This window comes from Enterococcus sp. DIV1298c, from assembly GCF_017316315.1.
GTDB lineage: Bacteria > Bacillota > Bacilli > Lactobacillales > Enterococcaceae > Enterococcus_B > Enterococcus_B mangumiae.
Window position 1 is genome coordinate 1 of the sequence record NZ_JAFLWG010000024.1, and the last position, 14,506, is coordinate 14,506.

Below are 14,506 nucleotides of genomic sequence, written 5' to 3' on the forward strand. Positions count from 1 at the left end.
TATAAAATCAATAAAAATAGCTGAAAAAGAAATCAAGGACATCTTTCATGTTATTATACTCAAAATAAAGTATGAAGACCATACGTTTTGAAGATTATTGTTATGTTTTCCTATATTTTTAAATAGTTATCAATAAATAAAAATACCAAGTAAATCATTCAACTATCGATTTATTTCGAAAAATTGTACAAATTAAAGCACAGTATACATGTTCTTTCAAAAATAGCTGAAGTCTAATTAGGAAAATCAGCAGACTCTTAAATTTCCTAAGATTAGAAAAGATGAAACATGTAGGAAAAATATGTTTTAGTTCCTATATTTTCCTAACAAATATATTGACTTTTATATTAATAACGTTATACTAAAGTTAGGAAAAAAGAGATGAGTTTTTCCTAATTGATGGAAAGGAGGAAAGTGATAGTTAGTCAACAAGAAGGAATCTATCTATGAAGGATGAATGACTCTATATTACGAATTGATGTTATACAATTGATATAGATGCTTCATAGATAAAACAAAGCTTACACCGTTCTTTTTTATTCTAGAAAACAAAGTTAGCACACTAAAAAACTCCCCTTTTTTATATAGACTAACTTTAGTTTCCTAAAAATTCCCTTATCTGCGAGGCAAATTACTTCGTCTATGGTTTGTCTCGCAGTAATCGATTGAATAAATCAACGATGTCAAGGCTTAAATCAGAATGATATAGTTTTTCAATACAATAATTCATACATTTTACATAACGTTTTGAATTGAAAGAAACTATCTATTCGCTTTTAAATGTTTAAAATCAAAGTAAATACAGGAATCAATCACCCAATTAGAATAAGGATACTGTTGTCTTTGAAATATAAATGCAAGGGTGAGAGATGATTATCGTTCCGTTCAAGTAGAGAAATTTTATTGTATTCGAATAGCTAGATACAAGGAGAGAAACCAATGAAGTTAAGCAAAGCAATCGCTTATGAAAAACTAGGTAAAACAATTTATTTATCAGCAGATGACGGAATCCTTCTATTGGAAAATGAAGTAACGACCTATATTTTCGAGCTTCTAAAAAAAGAACAGACCCTCACAGAGATCAAAGAAAAAGTGAAAGAAAAATTCAAGCAAATGAATGAGTATACAAAAGAAGTATCCGATTTATTTATTGAGAATTTTTTAGCGGATCTATTAAACCGAGCAATCATAGTGAAGTGAAGGTTTAAATACATTGTTGCATGTTTGATAATTCAACATCAAACAGCTCTACTTTTTGATATCCTGACATATTTTCTGGTATAGAAGATCTTGCAAAAAGCTTAAAGCTGTTTAATTTTGAGTTATCGAACGAAAATAGAATAATATCCATCGATCGCAAGTCAAACTTGCGGTCTTTTTTCATTTTGATAGAAGTGAAAAGCAGGTTTGAAGATGATTGAAATGGATATCCCTGTGCTTTTTTCTGTCATTTGAAAAACCTCTATGCTATATTGGAATAAATATGGTATATTTTACTTAAATAGAAATAGCGAGAAAAAATGGCTTTTCGGGAGATGGATTGAAGTATCTAGTCACATCCATTCATTTTTTATCATATAAATGATATCGGTTACATCGATAGTGCATATCTGTGCATCACGATCGTAACCATTTAGACGATAATCTAAAAAAAGATGTGTATTTTATTAAAAAGGATTGGTACTCAAAATCAATGAACAAGTATAGTGAGGAGAAGACGGATATGGCGAAAAAAGTGGGGATTTTATCGATAGAAGGATATGTAAAAGGAGCAGAACGGTTGGTAGAACAGATTGCACTAGCTGCCCCTGAACAAGAAATCGAATTGCTAGCAATTAGTTACACCGAAGAACAAGTGATAAAAACAAAGTTGGATCGAAATGCCAACAACTGGCATTTGTTTGATTGTTCGTATTTGAGTATGGTAACTAATCAAGCAAAGTATGAGTTTATACAATCATTAAAAAAAGATAGCTACGATTGCTTGATCGTCTTAGGTGGTACTACGAGTGTTGAGTTTGCAAATGAACTACGCAATCATGGATTTCCAGTAATCACTGTGCCAGTCTCAAACTATTTGGACTATCCGAGTGGTGACTATACAGTAGGCTCGGATACATTTATCAACGGAGTAACAAAAGTGATTGATCGAATCGTCGATACCGGACATTCTCACCAAAAAGTGACGTTTATCCAAATTGACGATACTTACAGTGGGAAAGTAACGAGAGAACTATCTTTGACGAATGAGATCGATGTTTGTATTGCTAGTGAACTTGATTTAACGACGAATAAAAAATATCTGTTGAAACACATGAGTAGTCATCCTATGTACTTTTTACTGAATCGCTCAGTTAGTTCGATCGAATCTTTTGTTGCAACATTTTGCCCCACCTTATCAGACTACCGAAGCATTGATTTAGACAATTTAGCGATTGGCCAGTCCATGGTCACTGCTTTTGATCGGATTTCTGTGATCAAGTTGGGACACGCGGTAACTCACTTGCTAGATGATGGGTGTTTGGATGCAGAACTATATTTCTCGAATGGGAAAGTGTTGCTTGAACAATCTCTCTATGATAAAAATACGGAGAAACAAATCGCGAAATAAACAGTGTAATACCTTCCTCACAAGATATCTAATTTATGATGAACCAAATCTTTTAGTGCTAAATGCAATCAACAAGTATAACGATCAGTAGCTATGAAAAAGTCTTAATTCAAAATGACATTTGAGTTAGGACTTTTTTTATTGTTATTTAGTAAAAGCATTAGATAAAAATTTTTATAAAATACTCTTTTATATATTTTCGTAACATGTTATTATATTTACACAAAACAGTTATTTTATGTTGGGTTGTATTCTTTTGCCGTATTTAGAAACAGTCTGGAATATTATAAATTTTAGATTTAATTTGAGCAAACGAGATTAATTTTTCTCACTTGTTTGTCAGATTTAATTTTGTTTTGTATAAAAAATATCTTGTTATTATAGGGGGAAAAATGAAAAGATTTGGTTATCGTAAAAAATATGAATGGATCGGATTAGGTATGCAATTAGCATTAGTAGCGATCGGTTTGATCTATTACTTTTGTATCTATCGTTAGGGGAATGAAAAATGAAAATAATAGTAAAGAAACGTTTAAGTGGCGTTCCTCTTGAAAAAAGGAAGGACACCGCGCAAAAGATTATTGAGAAACTAGCACCACCGAAAAAAATTATATTACCAATGTCCATGCATCTTGGAAAACCTGCTAAAGTTGTAGTCAAAGTGGGTGATAAAGTGGCAATTGGTACAATCGTTGGTGAAAAAGACGGACTGATATCTGCCAATGTTCATAGTTCCGTTTCAGGAGTCGTCAAAAAAATTGAAAACCGGATGATCAATCATCAATCAACTAAGGTAGTTATCATAGAAAATGACTTCTCAGATCGCATCGAATCATTACATACAAAAAACAAAGAGTTACATAGCATAGTAGAAAATGCAGGAATCGTTGGTATGGGAGGTGCTGGCTTTCCAACGAATGTAAAGCTACAACCTAATGACGAACAACCTATCCATACTTTGATCATCAATGCGGCAGAATGTGAACCAGCTATTACCAGTGATCGACGATTGTTGATTGAAAAAACAGAAGAAATAATGAAAAGTATCCAACTTATTTTAGATACGTATCAAATTGAAAAAGCAATGATTGCGATTGAAAAATCATCAATGGAAACAATCGCCCATTTGCGTAGAAATTTGACCGATCCACGTATCCAGTTACATATACTCGGTGATCTATACCCACAAGGCGCAGAAAAATTAGTGATCAAACATGTATTATCTCAAGAAATTCCTAAGGATAAGCTACCTTTTGATTTAGGTGTGATCACACTAAATGTAGCGACCGTTCACAGTATTTTTATTGCTTCAGTCAAACAAATCGCTTCCGTAGAACGAGTTGTAACAGTCTCAGGAACACCAATCAAAGAAGGGAAAAATTTGTGCGTACGGATCGGCACACCAGTGGAAGCATTGATTGATGCTTGTGGTGGATTTACGTCCTCACCTCGTAAGGTGTTAAACGGTGGACCAATGATGGGCAAACTGATCCAATCATTAGACGAACCAGTGACAAAAACGACAAATCTGATTTTAGCATTATCTGAAGGAGAGGCAACGATTCCTGAGGAACAAATGTGTATTAAATGCAGTGAATGTGTAAACGCCTGTCCAGTCGGCTTACATCCAATCTTGATCAGCCAAGCATTTCGTCATCAAGATCTACAAACAGCTGAACAACTAGGTGCGTTAAATTGTTTGGAATGTGGTGCGTGCTCATTTATCTGTCCTTCAAAAATCGATTTATTAAAAGATATCAGAGCGGTTAAAAATCAGATCATGGAGGCAAAAAGATGAGTGAACGATATACAGGTAATGGAACGGTCAATGGGCCACATATCCGTAATGAGTGGACAAGTCAGTGGAAAATGAAACAAGTGTTGATTGCACTCTTATTTCCAACGACCGGCGCGGTTTATTTCTTCGGTTGGTATTCTTTGGTGATGATCACTACTAGTATTATCACTTGTGTGTTACTCGAAACACTTGTCCAAAAGGCGACCAAACAACCAGTTACGATCAATGATTTAACAGCTGTGATCACCGGTTGGCTCCTCGCTTTGACGTTGCCAACTAGCGCACCTTTGTGGACAGTAGTTATCGGAGATTTTATTGCTATTGTTCTTGTAAAGCATCTAGGCGGGGGATTAGGACGTAACTGGATCAATCCAGCAGTAGCAGCACGCGTACTACTAAAGCTTTTTTTATCTCCTTGGATCACTAATTGGATCGCCCCAGGACCAGATGTAGTCACGACTGTAACACCACTCGTAGCGCTCGGACACTTTTCTCGAGAAGTTAGTGTAACTACCCCCGAATGGTGGAAACTATTCTTAGGGATCGACTTAGGTGGACCAATGGGCGAAACGAGCAAATTGCTTCTATTGATCGCTGGCGGTTACTTGATCCTGCGAAAAATAATCAATCCATTGGTTCCTCTATTGACGCTAAGCGCATTTTATCTTGCGATTTTGATTTATAGCCAGTTCAATTTTGTTTTTGCCACAGCACATTTACTCAGTGGCGCATTGATCATGGCATCGGTCTTTATGGTTACAGACTATACGACTTCCCCTATGACAGACAAAGGAAAGTATTATTTTGCTATCGGTTGTGGTGTGGTTTGTGCCATTTTGAGAATCGTCTTAGATTTACCAGGCGGCATTGGAGTAGCGATTGTTGTCATGAATCTAGCGGTACCGTTCATTGATCAATGGACCATGTATCGAGTCTATGGTGAGAAAAGATTGAAGATAACTACAATAATTGATAACAAATAGAACTGTCACCCGACTAGAGAAATTTAGTCGGGTATTTTAATATGTAGTTCTACTTAACTATCTTTTTGTGAAAGAAATCAAAAATTTCACCCATGAATGAAATTTTTGGTTGTAGAACGATTCATTTATTTGCTACTCTACAAGGGATATCGTTTGTTATTTTATCTTGTGTTGAAACAGAAAAAGTAACACTATTCCAAATGATAACGAAATACTTTCTATTTAGAATGATAACTAATCATGTCTAAATGAAAAAAGATTGGAGAGTCAAATGAATAAACTACAACTAAAAATGATGCTATGTTTTCTGGTTCTGTTTTTAATAAACCTACCAGTTAATGCAAAAGCTGAAGCAACGAATGAGTTAGTTGATCGAAAAAATTTTTCATCTCAACACACCGATTGGTTAGATGCAACAGATGTGACTATTTTTGGGGAGCATGCATTACAACTTGGAAGCTTAGAAGATCAGTCAGATTCATTACAAAAAATTATCGATCGCACTAATTCTTTAACCAAACAGCTATATATTCCGGCTGGTACGTATATTATCAATAAAAATGTAGTGTTAAGAAGTGGCCTCAAGATCAGAGGAGAAGAAGAGAATCCAACAATATTGAAAAATGAAACAGGACAAAACGTTTATTTGTCAGATGAAAATTATCAGACGAGCCAAAATATTGAGATTCAGTTATTATTTTTCGACGGAGTAGGAATTTTTACACGTTTAGCAAATAATATCACCATCAATGATAATGTGTTTTATCATCCTGTCTCTTTGTACCCGATCAACTTACAGACGTCCAATGGGGCAACCATTCAGAACAATATCTTTATGAGAGACCATGACCATGCAACGCCAGATACAGAAAATCGTGCAATCTATATTGGTGGTTTTTCGACAGTTGGAAGATATGAATATATGGAAAATGTAGAGATTACAGATAATCTATTTGGATTACGGATCAATGAGTTAGAGGCAATCAAGAGCTTTAGCAATCCTGAAATCATCAAAACCATTGATCGTCTACAATCTGCGTTAGAGTCTAAGCAAATCGCTCTTGAACATAATGAACAAAACTATCTTTCTTGTGCTGTCAATTCATATAGTAATTCGAAAAATGTTTTGATAAAAAATAATTTCTTCCAGCAAATGTACGAGAATAAGGATCGATATGGTGTGGTGGGCGATCATGCCATTTATCTAAGAGGATCACAGAATGTTCAGGTTGTAGGCAATCACGTTCGTGGATTGCAAAATGGACCGTATGGTGGATTTAAATTCAAATCAGGACGTGACATCACGATCATGAATAATTATCTACGTAATACAGGTATTATTATGTACGAAACACCAGAATTCGGACTAGGTGATAGTTTTGCTCAAGGGCAAGTAGCTGAGTTATCGAATTGGTTAGTAGCAAATAACGTCTTTGATTTTAAAGAATGGCAGGATAAATACGCGATTGGGATAGAGTATAATCGGCATACTGGAAAAGACAATGTATTTAATGGGGTATTCATTGATAATAAATTTATCAATTACCACAATATTCCTGCTAACCGCAGAAGAGAGCTGCTGATCATGAATCAAGCTTCTGAAGGTTTTAAAGGAGAGACAACGTATGTTTCTGGCAATACACGTGATGACACGCCTGATCGTCAATTGAATGTTGAGTTTTGGTCCTCAGCAGAGTATGAAAAAATGCCAAAGGATTGGAGAAATTTGATTGATTCCACGCTGTATGACCAATATAAAGGAGCGGAAGTACCAATACAAGATGCTTTTCCTGTTGGGCAGACGGTTGAGATTGTTTTAGGAGAACCATATGATCCGTTTGATTTTGTTGATCACACCCATACAGAAGAAAATGATCGCCCTGAAATCACTATTTTGAACCCTGAAGTTCTATCAAAGGTTGGTCAACACCAGCTAGAACTAATGCTTTTCTATCCAAATGGGCGAACAGTCCGTGCGATAGCAAATGTGACGGTTCTGTTTCAATAAAAAATTTTAGGTGGTCCCACAAACACGTTGAAACTTTTGGAGAAATTACTTTCTTCCAAAAGTCAGAAGAATTAGAAGCGTTTCTGCCAGATAAAGATTCAGAAGGAGTCATTTTATAAGAAATACTATGTTTGCAGGACCATTTTTGATTGAAAAGGCATTGCCAATGAACTTCGCTAAATAGGTGATTCTAACAAAAGAACAAACGTATGAAGTTGCTCATATTTTTTTGCATTAATAAAATAAACCAAAATTGGTTGCACATAAAAAAATAGCTCGTAAAAATCAAGAAACTGTTCAAGTTTTAGGATTTCACGAGTTATTTTTTTATCGATTTTTTAGCAGTCATATTTGTAACAAAAAATAAGCAGCAAGTAAGTAAAATGTTCCAAAAATGAATCCGCCACTATGATATACTTAAAAAAAACAAGAGGTGAGACAATTGTTGGTAAACGTAGTTGAAAAAAACAAAAAGAACATCGTAGTGATTGAAATGGAAAATCATAAACCACTGATTTTTGATACTGACTCTGCCTTAGATTTGGCAATGTCATTAAATTATCACTATCAAACAACTGATATCATTCTAAGGAAAGAAGCCATAATCAATGGATTTTATGATCTAAGTTCAGGAATAGCAGGAGAAATTTTGCAAAAATATATCAATTATGATATCCATTTAGCAATCATTGGTGATTTTAGTGAAGGCAGTCAAGCGCTGAAGGATTTTATTCGAGAAGCAAACAAAGGGAATAACTTCTATTTTGTATCAACTTTTGAGGAGGCTGTGGACTGCTTGGGGAATTAAAAACTAAGTACAAGCTTTTGGAGCAACAATATTTTTTATATGGAAAACCGAAAAACATTAGTGATGAATAGGGGAAGAAAGATGAATGAAAAAGAACAAGTACAGCAAATTGTAAATAAATACAATAAAAGTATATCTTGCTTATCAGAAAATGCTACTGCAAAAGAATTTAAAATAGTGATGAAGTATATTGCAAATGAGGCAAACATAAGGCAGCGCAGATTAGTAGTGCTAGATAATTAGGAGGAACAACAAGTAATACATAGTATAAAATTAGTCTAAAAATGTTAGGAAATATAACCAACGTAAATTTTAAATAGATTGACATCAGTCGGAGAAATATTAGTTTGGGAGGAAATCCTTATAACATGAGAAGGAAAAGTAGAGAAAAAATACAAAGGTTGATCATTTTAGGTATCACCACCTCTATTATCATGGCGATTTTTTCATTCATATTGGTGCTTCAAGAGAGATATTTTTGGACAGTAATCAGTATGGTAGGGGCCATCGTAGGTTTTATTTGTTTTTTTGGATTAAAAATAGAAATAAACAAAATCGAAGATAATTAATCTAGTTAACAGGCGAATAAAGTACAGTAGTTAGCAGACAAATAAAAAACCGTCAAAAAGCAGTATTTAATCAATGACAGTTTTTTGAAAAAATTAAAAGGTGAAGGAGTTTTATAATGGAGAATCACTTAATTATTTTGCGTGGCAATTCTGCAAGCGGAAAATCTACCATCGCATCAAAAATTAGAGCATCATTTCCTCGAGGAGAAGTGATGCTGATCGCTCAGGATGAAGTCAGATTAAACATCCTCAACGTAAAAGACCGCATAGAAAATCCTACGGCTGACTTGATCCAATCCATCGCATTATTTGGGCAAGGGAAATTTAAAATCATTGTGATAGAAGGGATACTAGGCAGTCATATTTATAAAGAGATGTTTGTTGAGCTAGTTACGAATTTTCAACAGAATGCGCATATTTATTACTTTGATATCCCTTTTGAGGAAACAGTTAATCGACATAAAACGAGAGAGAAAAGTGTCCAATGGGGTGAAACAGTCATGAAAAAATGGTGGCTGGAAAAAGACTATTTGAGATTAAATAATGAAAAAACAATAACTGGTGATATGTCAGCAGAAGAGATTCTCGAAATGATCTTAAAAGACCTCGTAAAATGTAATAGTTAGTTATGTAGTATAACTAGAAATAATCCATACTTTATAATTTTAGAAGGTAAATAATTTGAGCTGGAATAAAGAGAAAAACATTAGAATATAATTAATAGGATAGAATCCAGAACTTTTGCGTATATTTTTATAAGAAAGTCGTTAAATCAAAAGGTCACTCGCTCATACGTTCCTTAAAGATTATCAACAGTGTAATTTTGGAGAAAACTGATGAAAGTAGTTGAGAATAAAAAAATACAGGTTTGAACTTATAGACTAAAAGAAAAGAGTGGACAAATGAAAAAAATGTTTTTGATAAGTCAAGTTCTATTAGGTGTTAATACGTTTATGTTGATTGTAATGCCCTTTATTTTGAGTGTATTGAGTAACTTATTTCCTAAATTTGTTGATAGTGATATTGTATTATCATGTATAGGGTTTTCGCTGTTGGGAATATATATTACTGCTCCGTTTGGTGTAATCATGTTAGTGGTATATACTCTATATCTTCGGTACCAAGAAAAAAAGAAAGATCGTTCTAAAACTACTTAATTAGCTGAGGAGTTAAGTAAGGATAAATGACAAAACTAGAAAAATAAGGGAGTGATTTTTGTAAAACATTTATCCTATCGTTAAAAAGACATTTTAATATCCTTCGAAAATTGATTAACAATGCTTGTAAAGATACATATGATGACTAGAAACTTAGAGGAATTGGAGGGAAAATTAAAAGACTGAAAAAGAACAAGTACAGCAAATCTTAAACAGCGTAAATAATTAGTGAAACATAGCTCGAGTCGTAGAAAATGTTATTGTTGCTCAAAGTGTTATAACGTCAGTACGAGGTAAAGCATTAGCTGGAGAGTCATTATAGAAAATTTAGATGTAGTATCCGAAAAAGACTATTTTTTTACATAAACTTTTGACAGTAGATATGAAGAAGGGATTAGGTAAGTAAAAGTGATATATTTAGAGGCTCGAATACTCTTATGTTTCTTAAGTCTCATGTTTTTCAGTATAGGTATCAATTTTTTATTGAAAATAAAAAAAATAGTACGAAAAAATCTTGATAAAGGTTTATCAAGATATGATTATACGAAGGCAGAAACTTGTTTAACTAAATATCGATTTTATGTATATTTAGGATTTTATACTCTTGTACTTAACTTAATATTATTACGTTTTAACTAATAATAAGCTTTTTTTATTATTCTAGTTAAGATTCGTCCTTAGACAAACGATTAAATTTATTAAATACATAATAAGTAACGAAAAATTGGAAATGAGGTGTTTTATGTTTAAGAAAATTCGAAACATAAGTATAGTGTTGTTTATAATAAATTTGTTTAACTGGTCCTTTTATGTTTATGATGCTGATGATCGACATTGCTCGTAACGTAAATGTAAAAAATAATCTTTAAAATCAGTTGTCGGAGTAGAAATATGTGTTAGATACTTGAAATGCAATTTATACATACTTGAAAAAATGTGAAATTGATTTATGACTATATAGAAAAAGCGACTAAAATTTCAAGTATTAAGAATTGGCAGTCTATGATTTGAGTCTGCTAAATATTTTTATTCGATTATTTAGCAAACAAAAATATAATTCAATTGGTTAAGACTTTGAATAATGAAAAGGTATTTATTTTATGAAAATTCTTGTAAGAGGTGATTTTGTAAAATGATAGATCAAGATCCTTTTGTGCTTAAAGTTGGTTGGAGAGAATCAGTAAAAATGATATTTTTTGGAGTATTATTGATAACTCTTGCAATAGCCGGACTTATATGGCTCTTTTACCCTTTTTTTAGCGCTGAAGATACATGGGATATGCTGTTTAATAGTATCTTATTTTTAGTAATAGTTTTAACTGGAGTACCATTTTTAGTATATTTAATAAGTGTCCTTTCATTTGGTTTAGTAAGTACAGGATTTTACAACATTGTAAGATTAAAAAAATATGATGGATTGATTTATAGGTTAGATGAAGATGGGTTAGCATATTTTGAAAACAATAAGTATCATTTGAAAAAATGGAATGAAATATCAGATGTAGGCTCTTTTAAGCAAGAAGATACGGAAAATAAAGTACTTTATAAATATGAAATCAAGTTTACAGATGGAACGACTCATGAATTTGATTTAAGAGGGAAATATCCTACGAAGGAATTTAAAGACGTCATTGAACGTTATTGGTTATTTTACAATCGTTGATGGGTGTTTTATGGTCTCGATAAGTAGATGATTCTACATTAGGGTATATGATTTTAAACAAAATGAAATAATGAACTTTCAAAAGCTATTCTATCCGAGTAATCATGAAAACCACACTGTAAATTTACAACCAAGTCTCTACGACAACCAAAGAAAAACTAATCCAAGAAATTGATTCTTGGATTTTTTAGTGGATTTGTTTGTTAAATACGTTTAGTATGCGTATATAAGAGGTCGTGAAAGTGCCGGTTAGCTCCGATGATAATAAGAAAGCAATTTTCGAAACAGCTTTTCATGTTTTGAAAATTGCTAGCTTATTTCAAGGAGTTGGCACTTGAACACCGTTTAAAGAGTGGTCGAAAAGCGGTACGACTTTTTGACGTAAGGAGAAAGAAAAAACAATGAAAGAAACAAACAAATCCGCAGAACATAAGGTTTCTGCTTATATCCATATTCCGTTTTGTGAACATATCTGTTATTACTGTGACTTCAATAAAGTGTTTCTTGAAGGTCAGCCGGTCGATGAGTATGTGGAGATGCTGTTAAAAGAAATGGCGATTATGATGGCGCGCCGTCCAGTCAATGAGTTGGAGACTTTGTATGTTGGTGGTGGGACACCGACTTCGTTATCGGCGAAGCAGCTAGATCGGTTACTGTCTGGCGCAAGAGAGATTTTACCTTTTAATGAAGGAAAAGAATTTACGGTTGAAGCGAATCCGGGTGATTTGACGAGAGAAAAGTTACAAGTTATGAAGAATTACGGAGTAAATCGTTTATCAATGGGTGTCCAAACGTTTGATAATCGTTTATTAAAAAAGATTGGGCGAAAGCATACGGCAGAAGATGTCTATGAAACGATGCGTTTTTTAGAGGCGGAAAATTTCTCGAATGTCAGCATAGATTTGATTTATGCGTTGCCTGGACAGACGTTAGAAGGCTATCGTGATACATTGGAGAGGGCATTAGCACTAGACTTGCCACACTATTCCTTATATTCATTGATTTTAGAGAACAAAACGATGTTCATGAATTGGGTTCGGCAAGGGAGATTGCAGCTGCCGGATCAAGAGACGGAGACTCGGATGTTTGAAGAAACGATCGAGGCGATGGAGAAACATCAACGTCATCAATACGAAATCAGCAACTTTGGTTTAGCTGGTCACGAATCGCAACATAATTTGATGTATTGGAATAATGACCATTACTTCGGATTTGGTGCAGGAGCAAGTGGTTATTTGGACCATACTCGGTATCGCAACAAGGGGCCGATCCAACATTATTTACGTCCGTTACGTGAAGGTGAATTGCCTGTTTTGGAAAAAGAAGAGTTGTCACGAAAGAATCAAATCGAAGAAGAGATGTTTCTTGGGTTAAGAAAAAAAGTTGGTATCGAAAAGCAACACTTTTTAGCACGTTATGGCCAATCGCTTGAATCGTTGTATCAATCTGTCCTTGACGAATTAGTGGAGGAAGATCTATTAGTGAATGAAAAGGATCGAGTGTATTTGACACAAAAGGGAACTTTTTTGGGGAATAATGTATTCGAGCGGTTTTTATTGGATAAAGAGTTGCCGAGTGTTTAATTGATTGTTTAAATTTTTTATAACCGATAGATAAAAAAACAAATTTACTAAGTGGTTTACGGAGAGAAAGCTTGATTTGAAGGGGATTTGAGTCAATCATTAATTGGTTAGCACTCTGTATGTTAGAGTGCTAAAAAAGTGGGTTCTTTTCCTTGACACTTTTTGGTCTTCTTGCTATATTTATAAGTGGGTTAGCACTTAGAAGATAAGAGTGCTAATGAGAGGTGAGAAAGATGTTAACACAGCGACAAAGTGATATTTTACGTCTGATCATCCAAAACTATACGAGTAGTGGGGTGCCCGTTGGTTCCAAAACGTTAATGGCGGAAGGAGTCGAGGCAAGTCCAGCGACGATCCGTAATGATATGAAGGCTTTAGAGGATGAGGGTCTTTTATTGAAGACACACTCTTCATCTGGACGTATACCGTCTGCGCTGGGTTATCGTTACTATGTGGATCATCTCTTACGACCTGCTCGTGTAGCAAATGATGATTTGCACCAAATTCGACAGTCTTTAAACAAGGAATTCCATGAAATCAACGAAATCATCAAGCAATCAGCTGAGATCTTATCTGAGTTGACTAGTTACACTACTTTTTCGTTAGGACCCGAGATTAAAGATCGCCGTTTGACCGGTTTTCGCATCGTACCATTGAATAGTCGTCAGGTCATTGCAATCGTGGTGACAGACAATGGTAATGTGGAAAGTCAGGTTTTTACTCTTCCTGAAAACTTAGGTAGTCAGGACTTAGAGAAGATGGTTCGTATTGTCAATGATCGTTTGGTCGGTGACCCGTTAGTGACCGTATACAATAAGTTGCGTACGGAGATTCCGATGATCTTACATAAGTATTTCCAAACGACAGAAGGGATGTCTAATCTATTCGACACAGTTTTGAGTCATGCGTTTGAAGATAAAGTTTATGTAAGTGGCCAAATGAATCTGCTAAATTATGAACCACTGCAAGATGTGGATCAGTTCAAGTCAATGTTTTCATTTATGACAGATACTTACGAACTGACACAGATGATCGTACCGATGGATAGTAAGATACACATCAAGATCGGTTCGGAGTTAGGCAATGATCTATTGCAAAATATGAGTATGATCCAAGCGAGTTACGAAATCGTTGGCCATGGACGTGGGACGATTGCATTGCTCGGACCAACTAGTATGCCTTATTCAAAAATGTTAGGCCTCGTGGATGTCTATCGAAAAGAATTGGCGTACAAGCTTGCTGATTATTACCGCACGCTTGACCGTTCGGATTTTTAACAATCGAAAAAGTGACTGATCGTTCTTTTTCGAACTGAGCGATCAAGCA

Annotated in this window: 11 protein-coding genes; all 11 read left to right on the forward strand. The window is 34.4% G+C overall.

The features are described 5' to 3' along the window. Window positions 1-939 precede the first annotated feature (939 nt). The 11 genes from JZO83_RS06360 to hrcA all read left to right on the forward strand — a co-directional run bounded on the left by JZO83_RS06360 (window position 940) and on the right by hrcA (window position 14,457). Window positions 940-1,200: a PqqD family peptide modification chaperone gene (locus JZO83_RS06360; protein ID WP_206857169.1), complete on the forward strand. Its 261-nt coding sequence runs from the start codon at window positions 940-942 to the stop codon at window positions 1,198-1,200. A 523-nt stretch (window positions 1,201-1,723) separates the two neighbouring features. Continuing rightward, a complete protein-coding gene (locus JZO83_RS06365; RefSeq protein ID WP_207115276.1) occupies window positions 1,724-2,611 on the forward strand; it encodes a 6-phosphofructokinase in 888 nt (295 codons plus the stop codon). A gap of 508 nt (window positions 2,612-3,119) precedes the next feature. Further along, complete coding sequence (rsxC, locus tag JZO83_RS06370; RefSeq protein ID WP_207115277.1) at window positions 3,120-4,409, forward strand: electron transport complex subunit RsxC; 1,290 nt, start codon at window positions 3,120-3,122, stop codon at window positions 4,407-4,409. After that, on the forward strand, window positions 4,406-5,392 hold the full coding sequence (locus JZO83_RS06375) for an RnfABCDGE type electron transport complex subunit D (RefSeq protein WP_207115278.1): 987 nt from the start codon (window positions 4,406-4,408) through the stop codon (window positions 5,390-5,392). Before rsxC ends, JZO83_RS06375 begins: the two co-directional genes overlap by 4 nt. Before the next feature lie 271 nt (window positions 5,393-5,663). Next, entirely contained in the window at window positions 5,664-7,400 is a 1,737-nt protein-coding gene (locus tag JZO83_RS06380) for a glycosyl hydrolase family 28-related protein (RefSeq protein ID WP_207115279.1), read from the forward strand. A gap of 442 nt (window positions 7,401-7,842) precedes the next feature. Next, entirely contained in the window at window positions 7,843-8,208 is a 366-nt protein-coding gene (locus JZO83_RS06385; protein ID WP_207115280.1) for a DUF4180 domain-containing protein, read from the forward strand. Between the two features lie 81 nt (window positions 8,209-8,289). Further along, a complete protein-coding gene (locus JZO83_RS06390) occupies window positions 8,290-8,451 on the forward strand; it encodes a hypothetical protein (RefSeq protein ID WP_207115281.1) in 162 nt (53 codons plus the stop codon). A gap of 442 nt (window positions 8,452-8,893) precedes the next feature. Then, window positions 8,894-9,403: a kinase gene (locus JZO83_RS06395; RefSeq protein ID WP_207115282.1), complete on the forward strand. Its 510-nt coding sequence runs from the start codon at window positions 8,894-8,896 to the stop codon at window positions 9,401-9,403. A gap of 1,663 nt (window positions 9,404-11,066) precedes the next feature. Next, window positions 11,067-11,597: a hypothetical protein gene (locus tag JZO83_RS06400; RefSeq protein ID WP_207115283.1), complete on the forward strand. Its 531-nt coding sequence runs from the start codon at window positions 11,067-11,069 to the stop codon at window positions 11,595-11,597. A 401-nt stretch (window positions 11,598-11,998) separates the two neighbouring features. Further along, entirely contained in the window at window positions 11,999-13,180 is a 1,182-nt protein-coding gene (hemW, locus tag JZO83_RS06405; protein WP_207115284.1) for a radical SAM family heme chaperone HemW, read from the forward strand. A gap of 233 nt (window positions 13,181-13,413) precedes the next feature. Then, a complete protein-coding gene (gene hrcA / locus JZO83_RS06410; protein ID WP_206857185.1) occupies window positions 13,414-14,457 on the forward strand; it encodes a heat-inducible transcriptional repressor HrcA in 1,044 nt (347 codons plus the stop codon). Window positions 14,458-14,506 lie beyond the last annotated feature (49 nt).

Bases quoted from the DNA above. Each gene is read 5' to 3' on its own strand.
- JZO83_RS06400 (WP_207115283.1), top strand. From the start codon at position 11,067: ATGATAGATCAAGATCCTTTTGTGCTTAAAGTTGGTTGGAGAGAATCA.
- rsxC (WP_207115277.1), top strand. From the start codon at position 3,120: ATGAAAATAATAGTAAAGAAACGTTTAAGTGGCGTTCCTCTTGAAAAA.
- JZO83_RS06375 (WP_207115278.1), top strand. From the start codon at position 4,406: ATGAGTGAACGATATACAGGTAATGGAACGGTCAATGGGCCACATATC.
- hemW (WP_207115284.1), top strand. From the start codon at position 11,999: ATGAAAGAAACAAACAAATCCGCAGAACATAAGGTTTCTGCTTATATC.
- hrcA (WP_206857185.1), top strand. From the start codon at position 13,414: ATGTTAACACAGCGACAAAGTGATATTTTACGTCTGATCATCCAAAAC.
- JZO83_RS06360 (WP_206857169.1), top strand. From the start codon at position 940: ATGAAGTTAAGCAAAGCAATCGCTTATGAAAAACTAGGTAAAACAATT.
- JZO83_RS06390 (WP_207115281.1), top strand. From the start codon at position 8,290: ATGAATGAAAAAGAACAAGTACAGCAAATTGTAAATAAATACAATAAA.
- JZO83_RS06380 (WP_207115279.1), top strand. From the start codon at position 5,664: ATGAATAAACTACAACTAAAAATGATGCTATGTTTTCTGGTTCTGTTT.
- JZO83_RS06395 (WP_207115282.1), top strand. From the start codon at position 8,894: ATGGAGAATCACTTAATTATTTTGCGTGGCAATTCTGCAAGCGGAAAA.
- JZO83_RS06365 (WP_207115276.1), top strand. From the start codon at position 1,724: ATGGCGAAAAAAGTGGGGATTTTATCGATAGAAGGATATGTAAAAGGA.